Source organism: Pseudonocardia sp. N23, assembly GCF_002583555.1.
Taxonomy (GTDB): Bacteria; Actinomycetota; Actinomycetes; order Mycobacteriales; family Pseudonocardiaceae; genus Pseudonocardia.
This window is the reverse complement of record NZ_BEGX01000128.1, coordinates 40237-53786: the sequence shown is the minus strand read 5'-3', so window position 1 is coordinate 53786 and position 13550 is coordinate 40237. Positions and strand designations below refer to the sequence as shown.

11 protein-coding genes and 1 tRNA gene are annotated in these 13550 nt (G+C 73.5%); 5 read left to right on the top strand and 7 right to left on the bottom strand.

Going from position 1 to position 13550, the window contains the following annotated elements:
- Positions 1-63: 63 nt before the first annotated feature.
- Positions 64-1419, bottom strand: a complete 1356-nt coding sequence (locus TOK_RS28330) for a dipeptidase (RefSeq protein ID WP_098961058.1) — start codon at positions 1417-1419, stop codon at positions 64-66.
- Between the two features lie 38 nt (positions 1420-1457).
- On the opposite strand from TOK_RS28330, the gene TOK_RS28325 reads away from it, so the two are divergent.
- Positions 1458-3128, top strand: a complete 1671-nt coding sequence (locus TOK_RS28325) for a fatty acyl-AMP ligase (RefSeq protein ID WP_098961057.1) — start codon at positions 1458-1460, stop codon at positions 3126-3128.
- A gap of 93 nt (positions 3129-3221) precedes the next feature.
- Here the strand turns inward: TOK_RS28325 and pth are convergent, their stop codons facing one another.
- Positions 3222-3812, bottom strand: a complete 591-nt coding sequence (gene pth, locus TOK_RS28320) for an aminoacyl-tRNA hydrolase (protein WP_172457853.1) — start codon at positions 3810-3812, stop codon at positions 3222-3224.
- The gene (locus TOK_RS28315; protein ID WP_098961055.1) at positions 3809-4465 is read right to left on the bottom strand and encodes a 50S ribosomal protein L25/general stress protein Ctc; all 657 of its coding nucleotides are present in this window, start codon (positions 4463-4465) and stop codon (positions 3809-3811) included. Before TOK_RS28315 ends, pth begins: the two co-directional genes overlap by 4 nt.
- A gap of 251 nt (positions 4466-4716) precedes the next feature.
- Here TOK_RS28315 and TOK_RS28310 point away from each other — a divergent pair, with 251 nt between their 5' ends.
- A complete protein-coding gene (locus TOK_RS28310) occupies positions 4717-7380 on the top strand; it encodes a PEP/pyruvate-binding domain-containing protein (protein WP_098961054.1) in 2664 nt (887 codons plus the stop codon).
- Positions 7381-7410: 30 nt separating this feature from the next.
- Here the strand turns inward: TOK_RS28310 and TOK_RS28305 are convergent, their stop codons facing one another.
- From TOK_RS28305 to glmU, 3 genes are all read right to left on the bottom strand, one after another.
- Positions 7411-7836, bottom strand: coding sequence for a hypothetical protein (locus tag TOK_RS28305; RefSeq protein ID WP_141566592.1), 426 nt, complete (start codon positions 7834-7836; stop codon positions 7411-7413).
- Between the two features lie 138 nt (positions 7837-7974).
- Positions 7975-8955 carry a ribose-phosphate diphosphokinase gene (locus TOK_RS28300; protein ID WP_098961052.1) on the bottom strand — a complete coding sequence of 327 codons (981 nt, stop codon included), beginning with the start codon at positions 8953-8955 and terminating at the stop codon, positions 7975-7977.
- Positions 8952-10526, bottom strand: coding sequence for a bifunctional UDP-N-acetylglucosamine diphosphorylase/glucosamine-1-phosphate N-acetyltransferase GlmU (glmU, locus tag TOK_RS28295; protein ID WP_098961247.1), 1575 nt, complete (start codon positions 10524-10526; stop codon positions 8952-8954). Before glmU ends, TOK_RS28300 begins: the two co-directional genes overlap by 4 nt.
- A gap of 290 nt (positions 10527-10816) precedes the next feature.
- On the opposite strand from glmU, the gene TOK_RS28290 reads away from it, so the two are divergent.
- Positions 10817-11326: a L,D-transpeptidase gene (locus TOK_RS28290; RefSeq protein WP_253258697.1), complete on the top strand. Its 510-nt coding sequence runs from the start codon at positions 10817-10819 to the stop codon at positions 11324-11326.
- A gap of 27 nt (positions 11327-11353) precedes the next feature.
- Here the strand turns inward: TOK_RS28290 and TOK_RS28285 are convergent.
- A tRNA-Gln gene (locus TOK_RS28285) sits at positions 11354-11424 on the bottom strand.
- A 207-nt stretch (positions 11425-11631) separates the two neighbouring features.
- Here TOK_RS28285 and TOK_RS28280 point away from each other — a divergent pair.
- The gene (locus TOK_RS28280) at positions 11632-12618 is read left to right on the top strand and encodes an acyl-CoA desaturase (RefSeq protein ID WP_098961050.1); all 987 of its coding nucleotides are present in this window, start codon (positions 11632-11634) and stop codon (positions 12616-12618) included.
- A 230-nt stretch (positions 12619-12848) separates the two neighbouring features.
- On the top strand, positions 12849-13523 hold the full coding sequence (locus TOK_RS28275) for a PIG-L deacetylase family protein (RefSeq protein ID WP_098961049.1): 675 nt from the start codon (positions 12849-12851) through the stop codon (positions 13521-13523).
- Positions 13524-13550 lie beyond the last annotated feature (27 nt).

The following is a 13550-nucleotide window of genomic DNA, read 5'->3' as shown; positions in this document are numbered from 1 at the left end:
CTGGCTGGGCGTCACGGGTCGTGAGTGGCGAAAGTCGCCATGGCGACCATCGCCGCTCCCGGGTCACTCGGCGAGCGTCTGCAGGAAGTACGCCTCGGCGAGGACGCCGCGGGCGAACATGCCCAGGTGCAGGCTCTCGTCGATACCGTGCCAGCGGCTGGCGGGGTCGCCGACACCGGTCACCAGCACGGCCGCGCCGGGGAAGGTGCGGGCGAACTCGGCGATGAACGGGATCGAACCGCCGATGCCCATCTCGACGACGGAGTTGCCGTACGCGCGGGAGTACGCGGCGCGCGCGGCGTCGTAGGCCGACCCGGTGCTGCTCAACGCGAACGGCTCGGCGATGCCGGTGCCCGCCTCGACCGTGACGTGCGCGCCCCACGGGACGTGCGCGCGCAGGTGCTCGGCGAGCGCCTGCTGCGCGGCGAGCGCGTCCTCACCGGGCGCGAGCCGCATGCTCACCATCGCCCGCGCCCGCGGCAGCAGGACGTTCGACGCCTCCGCGACGCGGGGTGCGTCGATTCCGAGGACGGCGACGGCGGGCTTGAGGTTGGTGCGGTCCGGGATCGTGCCCGACCCGAGGAGCTCGACGCCGTCGAGCAGCCCGACGGTGGAGCGGAAGGTCTCCTCGTCCATGTCGGGGGCGTCGGACCCGGAGTGGACCAGCCCTGGGACCGCGACCTCGCCCTTGTCGTCGTGCAGCGAGCCCAGCGTCCGGCACAGCGCGGTCAGGGCGTCGCCGACGGGGCCGCCGAAGACACCGGAGTGCACCGGCTGGTCGAGCATGGACACCTCGACGACGACGTCGACCAGCCCGCGCAGCGTGGTCGTGAGCGCGGGGACGTCGACGGCCGGGTTGGCGGCGTCGGCGATGATGATCACATCGGCGGCCAGGAGGTCGCGGTGCTCGGCGAGCAGCGCGGTGAGCGTCGGCGAGCCCGACTCCTCCTCGCCCTCGACGAACAGCGTGACGCCGACGGGCGGCGTCCCGCCGAACGCGCGCAGCGCCGTCAGGTGTGTCATGACGCCGGCCTTGTCGTCGGCGGCGCCGCGCCCGTAGAGGCGGCCGGCGCGCTCGGTCGGCTCGAACGGCGGGCTCGTCCAGTGCTCGTCGCCACCGGTGGGCTGCACGTCGTGGTGGGCGTAGAGCAGCACGGTCGGGGTGCCGGGCGGGCCGGGGAACCGGGCGACGACGGCGGGCGCGCCACCTTCCGCCTGCAGGATCTGTACGTCGGCGGCACCGGCTCCGCGGGCGAGCTCGGCGACGACGTCGGCGCTGCGGCGGGTGTCGTCGGCATGGGCGGGGTCCGCCCAGATGCTCGGGATGCGGACGAGCCGTTCCAGGTCGGCGCGGGCTGCGGGGAGCTCGGCGTCGACGGCGGCGGCGAGCGCGGTGTCGCTGGACAGCTGATCGGCCACGGAGCCGGATGGTACGCGTAGGTCGTAGTCTCGGAGGCATGTCGCGGTTCCTCCAGATGTTGACGGACAGCGCGGGCCGGTCCGCCAAGGGAATGATCACCGGGGAACCCAAGGAGCCGGTGCGCACCACGTGGCGTGACGTGCACGAGAAGGCGCGCAGGCTGGCCGGGGCACTCGTCGCCGGCGACGGCGCGGTGCCCGGCGTCGAGCGCGGCGCCGCGGTCGCGGTCCTGGCCGCCGAGCCCGCCCAGATCGCGCCCGCCGCGCAGGCGGTGTGGCTGGCGGGAGGCAGCGTCACGATGCTGCACCAGCCGACGGCCCGCACCGACCTCGCCGTCTGGGCCGCCGACACCGTCACGGTCCTCGGGATGATCGACGCGAAGCTCGTCCTGCTGGGCGCCCCGTTCGACGCGCTCGCCCCGGTGCTCGACGAGAAGGGCATCGCCTACCGGCTGCTCACCGATCTCGACACCGCCGTGGCGACGCCGCTGCCGGTCGACGTGGACGTCGCCGACGAGGACGCCACCGCGCTGCTGCAGCTCACGAGCGGGTCGACGGCGGAGCCGAAGGCCGTCCGGATCACCCACCGCAACCTGTTCGCCAACATCGGCGGCATGGTCACCGCGGCGCAGCTCGACACCGAGCGCGACGTGATGGTGTCGTGGCTGCCGCTGTTCCACGACATGGGGATGGTCGGGTTCATGACCGTCCCCATGGTCACCGGCCTGGAGCTGGTCACGGTCACGCCCGTCGACTTCCTGACCCGGCCGCTGCTGTGGGCCGAGCTGATCTCGACGTACCGCGGCACCGTCACCGCCGCCCCGAACTTCGCCTACGCGGTACTGGCCCGCCAGCTCGCCCGGGCCGACGCCGACTCGCTCGACCTGTCGTCGATGCGGTTCGCGCTCAACGGTGCCGAGCCGATCGACCCCGACGCGGTACAGGCCCTCACCGATGCCGGTGCCCGGTTCGGGCTCGGCGCCGACTCGGTCGTCTGCGCGTACGGCATGGCCGAGACCGCGCTCGGGGTGTCGTTCGCGCCGTGCGACACCGGCATGGTGATCGACCACGTCGACGCCGAGTGGATCGAGGAGAAGCGCGTCGCCCGGCCCGCCCTCTACGGGCCGACGCGGCGCTTCCCCCGGCTCGGCCCGCCGCTGCCCGGCATCGAGGTGCGCGTCGTCGGCGACGACGGGACCGTCCTCGGCGAGCGGGAGGTCGGGGTGCTGCAGCTGCGCGGGGACTCCGTGACACCCGGTTACCTGACCGTCGACGGGCCGCGTCCGGCGCAGGACGCCGACGGCTGGCTCGACACCGGCGACGAGGGCTACCTCGCCGGGGTGGAGGTCGTCGTCTGCGGGCGGCGCAAGGACGTGATCATCATGGGTGGGCGCAACATCTACCCGACCGACATCGAGCGGGCCGCCGCGCTGGCCTCCGACGTTCGGGCGGGCAACGTCGTCGCCGTCCGGCTGGAGGCGGGGCAGGGCCGCCACCGTGAGTCGTTCATCGTGGCGGTGGAGTCGCGCAAGGCAGGGGACCCGGCCGCGGAGGACGTCATCCGCAAGGACGTCACGTCGAAGGTCGTCGCGGCCTGCGGGGTGCGGCCCGCCGACGTCGTGGTGCTCGGGCCGGGGACGCTGCCGAAGACGCCGTCGGGCAAGCTGCGCCGCTCGGCCACGGGCGACCTCATCGCCGCCCGCGCCTGAGCTCTGCTGCCCCGGGGCCTCCCGAACTGCAGGAACGGCACGTTCCCGCAACCCGGTTGCGGGAACGTGCCGTTCCTGCGCAAAGGGGGCCGCTCAGCCCGACAGCGCGTGGAACCGGTTCTGCGTCGGCTCCAGGCCGTCGGAGAGCAGGGCCTCGGCGGCGTCGGCGGCCAGGTCGACCGCGAACTCCAGCTCCTTGTGCTCGGCTCCGGAGAACCGTTTGAGCACGAAGTCGGCCGGGTCCTGCCGGCCGGGCGGGCGGCCGATGCCGAACCGCACCCGCAGGTAGTCGCGGGTGCCGGCCGACTGGCTGATCGAGCGCAGCCCGTTGTGCCCGCCCTCGCCACCGCCCTGCTTGAGCCGGATGACGCCGAACCCGAGGTCGAGGTCGTCGTGGACGACCACCAGCTCGGTGGCCGGGACCGAGAAGTAGCGCAGCAGCCCGGCGACCGGTCCGCCCGAGACGTTCATGTACGTCCGGGGCTTCGCGAGCACGACCTTGCGGCCGGCGAGCCGGCCCTCCAGCACGTCGGCGTTGCTCTTGTGCTTCGAGAACCGGCCACCGCCGGCCCGCGCCGCCAACAGCTCGACGACGCGGAAGCCGACGTTGTGCCGGGTCTCGGCGTACTCGGACCCGGGGTTGCCGAGCCCGACCACCAGGGCGGGGCCCGGCACGGCCGTCAGCCCTCGGTCGACTCGGCCTCGGCGGAGGCGTTGTCGGAGGACTCGGACTCGGGCTCGTCGCGGACGACGCCGGCACCCTCGGTGTCGATCTCGGCCTCGAGGTCGGCCTCGGTCGGCGCGGCGATGACGTTGACGACCAGCGCCTCGGGGTCGGTGCGCAGCTCGACGCCCTCGGGCAGGACGACCGAGGCGGCCAGGATCTGGGTGCCGATCTTCACGCCCTCGACCGACAGCTCGATCGACTCGGGGATGTTCAGGACGTCGGCCTCGACCTCGATGGTGTTGAGGTCCTGGGCGATCATGCTGCCCGGAGCGGCGTCGCCGGTGACGACGACCTGGACGTCGACGACGACCTTCTCGCCACGCTTGATGACCAGCAGGTCGACGTGCTCGATGTACGGGCGGATGGGGTGCACGACGACCGTCTTGGTCAGCGCCAGCTGCGGGGTGCCGCTGATGTTGATCTCGAGCACCGCGTTGCGGCCCTGGTCGCGGACGACGCGGGCGAACTCCAGCGACGGGAGCGCGAGGTGCTGCGGGTCGGTGCCGTGCCCGTAGAGGACGGCGGGGATCTTGCCGGCACGACGGGTGCGGCGGGCTGCGCCCTTGCCGAACTCGGTGCGGGTCTCGGCGTCGATGCGGGCCTGGGCCACGGGAATACTCCTCGATGCGAACGCGGTCAGTGTGTGAGCGCGCGGCGAGGAGCCGGGGCGAACCGGCCCTGCGTCGATCACGGCGGGCTCACTGACCGCCCGCCCTCGCCGCGGAACTGCCGAGAAGAGTACGCCCGGACCCCACGGCCTCCTCGCGCGGGTCGGCGCCCCGGGCGCACCCGGCGACGGGCGTGTCACCAGGGTGTGCGAGGCGCTCCCACGACACGCCGGGCGAGGAGCAGACTGCCTGCATGCGGTACGTCCGTGAGTTCTCCGAGATCGGCCGCGGCGACGTCGACGTCGCCGGCGGCAAGGGCGCCAACCTGGGCGAGCTGACGCGCGCCGGCTTCCCGGTCCCGCCCGGTTTCGTGCTGGGCACCGATGCGTACCGGGTGTTCGTCGACACCTCGGGGATCGGGTCACGGGTCCTCGATCTCGCCACCACGAGGGACGAGCAGGCCATCCGGGCCCTGTTCACCGGTGTCGACGTGCCCGCCGCGATGGCCGAGGAGGTCCGCGGGGCGTACCGGGGGATCGGTGGCGGTCCCGTCGCCGTCCGGTCGTCGGCCACCGCCGAGGACCTCGAGGGCGCGAGCTTCGCCGGCCAGCAGGACACCTACCTCGACGTCCGTGGCGACGACGCGCTGCTCGCCGCCGTCCGCGACTGCTGGGCGTCGCTGTGGACGGCCCGCGCCATGGCCTACCGGGAACGCCAGGGCATCGCCCCCGCCGACGTGGCGCTCGCCGTCGTCGTGCAGCAGATGGTCGTCGCCGACGCGGCCGGCGTCATGTTCACCGCGAACCCGACCACCGGCCGCCGCGACGAGACCGCCGTCTCCGCGGCGTGGGGGCTGGGGGAGTCCGTGGTCAGCGGCGCGGTCACCACCGACGACGTCGTCGTCTCCCGTGGGGCCGTCACCGCGCGGACCACGGCCGACAAGGCCGTCATGACCGTCCCCACCGGCGAGGACACGGTGGAGCGGCCGGTCGCCGGCGCGGACCGCCGCCGCGCCGTCCTCACCGACGCCGAGGCCGTCGCCCTCGCGGCGCTCGGCGCGCGCATCCAGGACCACTACGGCGCGCCGCAGGACATCGAGTGGGCCCGCGCCGCCGACGGGTTCGCGATCGTGCAGGCCCGCCCGGTCACCGCGCTCCCCGAGCCGGAGACGGCACCGCCGACGGACTGGACCGTCGCCAAGGGCGGGCTCTACGCCCGCGCGAGCATCGTCGAACAGCTCCCCGACCCGCTCACCCCACTGTTCGCGCAGCTCATCGACCCTGCCGTCACCCGCTCGCTGATCGCGCTCATGCGGGAGTACCTGGGCACCGACGTCCTCGCCGACGACGACATCGGCCTGCCGACCGTCAACGGCTACGCCTACTACCGCTACAGCCGCTCGGCGATGTGGCGGGTGAGCGCGCGCACGCCGGCGGCGTTGCGGATGCTCGGGGGGCGCGGCGAGAACGGCGCGCAGGCCCGCTGGCGCGACCGAGCCCACCCCGCCTATGTCGCCGCCGTCCAGGCCTGGCGGGGTCGCGACCTCGGGGCGCTCTCCACCGCCGAGCTGCTCGACGGCGTCGTCGCCCTCCTCGACGCCGGCGCCGTCTACTACACCTCGGTGCAGACGATCATCCCGATCGCAGCGTCCAGCGAGGTGCTCCTGACCCGCTTCTACGAGACGTTCGTCCGCCGCGCCGGCGACCCGCCCGCCGCGACCCTGCTTCTCGGTTTCGACAGCGAACCGATCCGGGCGGAACGGTCCCTGCACGACCTGGGCACCTGGGCCCGCGGGTACGACACCCTCGCAGCGACGCTGCTCAGCGCCCCCGCCGACGACCTGCTCGAGCCTTCCGCGCCGCCCGCGGGCGTCGGCGCAGACGTGTGGCGGGACTGGTGCACCCGCTTCCGCGGCCACCTCGACACCTACGGGCACACCGTCTACAACCTGGACTTCGTCCACGCCGTCCCGGCCGACGACCCCGCCCCGCTCGTCGACGCGCTGCGCTTCCACCTCCGCGGCGAGGGCGCCGACCCGGTCGAGCGGCAGCAGCGGTCGGCACGGCGTCGCGACGACCTCACCGCCACGGTCCGGGCCCGGCTCGACCCGGCCCGCCGCGCGGTGTTCGACCGGCTGCTGCGCTGGGCCCAGTCGGCGGCGCCGCTGCGCGAGGACGCCCTCGCCGACGTCGGCCTGGCGTGGCCGCAGCTGCGGCGGCTGCTGCACGAGATCGGTGACCGGCTCGTCGCCGCCGGGGCGGTCGATGTCCGCGACGACGTGTTCTGGCTGCTCCGCGAGGAGATCCTCGGACCGCCGCAGGACCGGTCGGCGGTCGTCGCCGGGCGGAAGGAGCTGTGGCGCGGCCGCCGCCGCGCGACCCCGCCGGGCCTGCTGCCGCAGGGGACGAGCTGGGACCTGATGGAACGGTTCATGCCGACGGCCACCACCGAGCAGACCGGCCCCGTCATCCGGGGTGTCGGGGCGAGCGCCGGGCAGGTGACCGCACCGGCACGGGTGCTGGCCGGGCCCGCCGACTTCGGCCGCATGCAGCCCGGCGACGTGCTCGTCGCGAGCATCACCACGCCCGCGTGGACGTCGCTGTTCGCGATGGCGGCGGCCGTGGTCACCGACGTCGGCGGGCCGCTGAGCCACAGCTCGATCGTCGCCCGCGAGTACGGCATCCCGGCGGTGCTGGGCACCGCCGTCGCGACGCGGCGGATCACCGACGGCGAGCGGCTGCTCGTGGACGGCGACGCGGGGACGGTCACGCTGCTCGACGCGCCGGACGCGCCCGAGGACGGCGTCACGGAGCCCGGGCGGAGCCCGGCGTGGCCGGGCCTCGCGATCGGCGGTGCGGCGGTCGCTGCCGTCACCGCAGCGGTCGTGGCCCTGCGCCGCCGACGGAACCGCAGGTGATCGCCACTCACCGGGGCTCGGGTGACGGGTTCAGGGGCGGCGGAGGCGCGCCGCCAGGATCGTCGCGCCCAGCAGGACCAGCGCGCCGAGGGCCTCGGCGACGAGCGTCGTCGGTACGAGCTCGGCCGAGATCTGCTCCCGCACACCCAGGAACCCGCCGGGCAGCACCAGCGACAGCACCAGCGCCAGCAGCGTGCCCGCCGTGAACAGCAGGCTCAGCAGGCTCGCGATCGTGAGCAGCCGGTCCGGGACCGCGATCATCGCCACGGCCAGCAGCAGCGCACCGATCGCATTGACGACGAACAGCGTGCCGACGAGCCCGTCGAACCCGCTGAACAGCACCAGGTAGAGATGGATCCCGCCCATCACCAGCAGCAGGATCGCCGATGCCCACCGCCAGGCGGGCAGCGACCGCGTCCTGCTGCTCGTGGTGGAGTCCCCGGTCCGCGATGACATGTCGACCTCCCCGGCACAGCCGGGCACCGGCCGATCCGGTGCCCCTGACCGTCAGACGGACCCCGGCGTCGAACGGTTCAACGCGGAACCAGACCGTTCGGGCGAACCGTACAGCCGGATCCCTCGGGGGAGAGCCGTTCAGGCGTTGCCGTCGAACAGGCTGGTGACCGAGCCGTCCTCGAAGACCTGGTGGATGGCCTCGGCGAGCAGCGGCGCGATCGACAGCACCGTCATCCCGGGGAAGCGCTTGTCCTCCGGGATCGGCAGCGTGTCGGTGAAGATCACCTCGGATGCCCCGCACGTCGACAGCCGGTCGACCGCCGGTCCCGACAGCACGCCGTGCGTCGCGGCGATGACGACGTCGCGGGCGCCGTCGCGCAGGAGGACCTCAGCCGTCTTCGCGACCGTGCCACCGGTGTCGATCATGTCGTCGATGACGACGCACGTGAGCCCCTCGACGTCACCGACGACGCGGTTGGCCACGGCCTCGTTGGGCTTGCGGGGGTCGCGGGTCTTGTGGATGAACGCGAGCGGCGTGCCACCCAGGGTCTCCGCCCACCGCTCGGCGAGGCGCACCCGGCCGGAGTCGGGGGAGACGACGGCGAGGTCGCGACCGGCGTACTTCTGCTTGATGTGCTCGGCCAGCACGGGCAGCGCGAACAGGTGGTCGACCGGGCCGTCGAAGAAGCCCTGGATCTGGGCGGTGTGCAGGTCGACCGTCATGATCCGGTCGGCGCCTGCGACGAGGAACATGTCGGCGATCAGGCGGGCCGAGATCGGCTCACGGCCGCGGTGCTTCTTGTCCTGGCGGGCGTAGCCCCAGAACGGCATGACCACGGTGATCCGCTTGGCCGAGGCGCGCTTGAGCGCGTCGACCATGATCAGCTGCTCCATGACGGCGTCGTTGATCGGCGCCGAGTGCGACTGCAGGACGAACGCGTCGCACCCGCGCACCGACTCCTCGAATCGGACGAAGATCTCGCCGTTCGCGAAGGTGTACGCCGACTGCGGCGTGATCGAGACGTCGAGCTCCTTGGCGACCTGATCGGCCAGTTCCGGGTGGGCGCGCCCGGAGAAGAGCATCAGGTTCTTCTTCGGGGTCGCGAAGATCGCGCTCACCGGCGTGTGCCTCCTCGGCCGGGGTGACCGGCGTCGTCCGTCGCGGGCGCGGCGGTGGCCGCTCCGTCGAGCTGGGCCGCGGCCGCCTCGGCGCGCTCCGCGGCGTCGGCCGCGGGCGTTCCGGGGCGCTTGCGCCGGACCCATCCGTCGATGGTGCGCTGTGACCCGGCCGACACGGCCAGCGCCCCCGGCGGGACGTCGTCGCGCAGGACCGTGCCCGCCCCGGTGTACGCACCGTCCCCGACCTGCACCGGAGCGATGAACATCGTGTCGGACCCGGTCCGCACGTGTGACCCGACGACGGTGCGCCGCTTGGTCACGCCGTCGTAGTTCACGAACACCGACGAGGCGCCGATGTTGCTCATCTCACCGATGGTTGCGTCGCCGACGTAGGTCAGGTGCGGGACCTTGCTGCCCGCGCCGATGTCGGCGTTCTTGACCTCGACGAACGTGCCGATCTTGCCGCGCTCACCCAGGTTGGCACCCGGGCGCAGGAACGCGAACGGCCCCACCGACGCACCCGCGCCGATCACCGCGCCGCTGCCGTGGGTGCGCACGACGCTCGCGCCCGCCCCGATCTCGACGTCGGTCAGGGTGGTGTCGGGGCCGACCTCGGCACCGCCGGCGACGGACGTCGTGCCGTGCAGCTGGGTGCCGGGGTGGACGGTGACGTCGGCCTCGAGGCGGACCTGGACGTCGATCCACGTCGTCGCCGGGTCGACGACGGTCACGCCGTCGAGCATCCAGCCGTGCACGACCCGGCGGTTGAGCTCCGCGCGGGCCTCGGCGAGCTGCGCCCGGTCGTTGACCCCACGGGCGGGCCACGCGTCGGCGGAGACGAGGGCCGCGACCCCCGTGCCGTCGGCGGCCGCGATCGCGAGCAGGTCCGTCAGGTACAGCTCGCCCTGCGCGTTGTCGGTGGTGAGCCGGCCGATCGCGGCGAGCAGGAACGCCGCGTCGAACGCGTACACGCCCGAGTTGACCTCGCCGATCGCCAGCTGGTCGGCCGTCGCGTCGCGCTGCTCGACGATCCCGGTGACCGTGCCGGCGGCGTCGCGCACGATGCGGCCGTAGCCGGTCGGGTCGGTGAGCACGGTGGTGAGGACGGTGACCGCAGCGCCGCGGGAGACGTGCTCGGCCTGCAGCGCGGACAGCGTGGCGGAGTCGAGGAGCGGGACGTCGCCGTAGGTGACCAGCACGGTGCCGGTGAGGCCGCCGGGCAGCACCGCGAGCCCCGATCGGACCGCGTCACCGGTGCCGTTCTGCTGCTCCTGTACCGCCGTCGCGACGGGACGGGCCAGCTCGTCGGCCATCGTGGCGACGGCCTCGGCGACCTGCTCGCGGGCGTGTCCGACGACGACCACCAGGTGCTCCGGCTCCAGCGCCGCCACCGCGTGGACGGCGTGCCCGAGCAGGCTCCGGCCGCCGATCGTGTGCAGGACCTTCGGCGTCGTCGACCGCATCCGGGTGCCTTCACCGGCCGCGAGGACGACGGCGGCCGTGGGCCGGGCGAGCGCTGTGGATGGGGCGTCCCCGTCGGGCCGGTCTGGCCCGTCGGAACGATCGGGCATGAGCCGCACTCCTCGGTCGTCGCTCTCGTCTGTCGCGTCGGCGGGGCCGGCGGTCCGGAGCGGTTGGTGCCGGCGTTCCCGCAGGGCCCACGCCCGGACCGCCGAATCGTACGGGGTGGCGGCGGGCACGCCCGGTGCGCATCGGCTCGTCCGGTTCCGTCACCGTGCGTCCCGTTCCGTCACCGTGGACCGGTTCGTAACCCTCGGGAGGAACGGTCGTTGCACCACTCGGTCGGGTGATGGGGGCCGAGGGCCCCTGCGGCCCCGGCCGGCGAGGCAGGAGTACGGGCGTGGGCAGGCACAGTGCGTCGTCGACCGCGGGTTCGAACCTCCTCGGCCGGAGGGCGCGGGCGGTCGTCGCCGCGGGCCTGACCGGGCTCGGCGCGCTCGGGGGCACAGGCGTCGCGCACGCCGAGCCGCTGCGCCCGGTCGAGGCACCGCTCGTCGACGGCACGCCCTGCACCGTCGCCGCCCGCGCGTGCGTGTCGATCGACGGCAAGCAGGCCTGGCTGATCGACGACGGCGCCGTCGTCCACGGGCCCGTCCCGATCAGCTCCGGCGGTGCCGGCAAGGAGACCCCGCGCGGCGCCTTCGGCGTCGAGTGGAAGAACCGCGACCACCGCAGCGCCGAGTTCAACAACGCGCCCATGCCGTTCGCGGTCTTCTTCGCGCCGGGGGGCATCGCGTTCCACGAGGGCAACGTGGAGACCACGTCGGCGGGATGCGTGCGGCTCACCCGGGCCGAGGCCGCGCACTTCTACGAGTATCTGCAGGTCGGCGACCGCGTCGAGATCGTCTGAGTGCACCGCGGCGGCACTGCGCGGCTGCTCCGCCGCCAGGATTCGAACCTGAACCATCGGAACCAAAATCCGAGGTGCTGCCATTACACCACGGCGGACAGGCCTCCATCCTGGCACGAGGCCTCCGGCCGCCCCGCCCGGGCGGACCCCGTTCACCGGGGCGTGTCGCGGCGGGCGAGGCGTCGTCGCCCGTTGGCGCCGGATTCACGGAGTTCGTTCCGTCTCGACGTCCGGTGGACGCAACGCATTCGTTACTCTCGGGCGCAACGGTCGTCGCCGACCGCTCCCGACCCGAGAGGTGACGCATGACCGCAGAGGCCGCCGACGCGCGTCCCACGGACGCTCCCCCCGCACCGCAGGAAGCGGCGGCCCCGGCGCGGCCGGGTGTCGCCCAGCCGATCACGGGCGTGACCCGCAGCGGCTGGCAGCAGATGCTGGTGTGGCTGTTCGTCGTGGGACCGATGCTCGCCCTGCTGGCCACCGTCCCGGTCGTCTGGGGCTGGGGCCTGGGCTGGCACGACGTCGTCATCGGGGCGGTGTTCTACACCGTCGGGATCCTGGGTGTGACCGTCGGCTACCACCGCCACTTCACCCACGGCTCGTTCAAGGCGAAGCCGTGGCTGCGGGTGGTGCTGGCCATCGGTGGTGGCCTGGCGGTGCAGGGCTCGGTGATGGCCTGGGTGGCCGACCACCGGCGTCACCACGCGTTCTCCGACAAGGAGGGCGACCCGCACTCGCCGTGGCGGTTCGGGACGTCGGTCGCGGCCGTGGCGCGCGGCTTCTTCTGGGCGCACACCGGCTGGCTGTTCGACCGGCGCAAGACCAACTACCAGCGCTTCATCCCCGACCTGCTGGCCGACCGCGCGATCCGCACCGTCAGCAAGCTGTTCGGCGTGTGGGTGCTGGTCAGCCTGGCGCTGCCGGCGCTGATCGGTGGCCTGGTCACGTGGTCGTGGACGGGCGCGCTGACCGGGTTCTTCTGGGGCGGGCTGGTGCGCATGGCCGTGTCGCACCACGTGACGTGGTCGATCAACTCGATCTGCCACATGTTCGGGGAACGGCCGTTCAGGTCGCGCGACAAGTCCCGCAACTTCTGGCCGCTGGCGATCCTGTCGATGGGCGAGTCGTGGCACAACCTGCACCACGCCGACCCGACGTGCGCGCGGCACGGCGTGCTGCCCGGCCAGATCGACATCTCGGCCCGGCTCATCTGGTTCTTCGAGAAGTTCGGCTGGGCCTCCGACGTGCGCTGGCCGACGCCTCGCCGCCTGGAGAAGCTGAAGGCCGGCTGACACCCGTGGTCGCGCCGTCGGCGCCACCTGACCGGGCGACGACGGCTCACCCGGACGCGACGCGCCGTGATCACGCCCTGTGCGCGGGTGCGGCGGAGTCGTCCGTGGAAGACTGATCGGGCGCTGGTCCTCCCGTCCCGAAGCTCGAGGTGGCCCGAGGTGTCCGCGCCGTTCCCGCGCCCCCGGGTCGGTGCGTGTCGCCCGGTCGGTCACCGGAGAGGTGGCCCCTCATGCTGAGCCTGCTCCCGGAGCGTCTGGACCGGATGCTGCTGCTCGGTGTCCACTGCAACGAGATCGCGATCGGGGCGGGCGGGGCGCTGCTCGAACTGTGCCGTGCCCACCCGGGCGTGCAGGTGAACGCGCTGGTCCTGACCGGTGGCGGGTCGCTGCGCGAGGAGGAGGAGCGGGCGGCGCTGGCCGCGTTCTGCCCGGGCGCGAAGCTGGAGGTCACGGTCCTGGACCTGCCCGACGGCCGGCTGACGACGCGGTGGGACCGCGCGAAGCAGGCCGTCGAGGACATGGGCGCGCACGGCGAACCGGACCTGGTCTTCGCGCCGTCGCCGCTCGACACCGATCCCGACCTGCGAACCCTCGCCGACATCGTGCCGACGGTGTTCCGCGATCACCTGACGTTCTGCTACGAGATCGTGAAGTGGGAGAACGACCTGACGGTGCCGTCGGTGTACCTGCCGCTTGCGGAGCCGGTACTGCGGGAGAAGGTCGCGAAGCTGCACGAGCACTACGGGTCGCAGCGCGACCGGGCCTGGTTCGACGCGGAGACGTTCGGCGGGCTCGCCCGCATCCGGGGTGTGCAGTGCCGGGCGCGCTACGCCGAGGCGTTCCACGTGCCGCGGATCGTGCTGGCCGTGGCCCCGCTGACCGGGGGCGACCCGGTTCTGCAGTGACCCCGGGAAGCTGCGTGACCCGGCGCG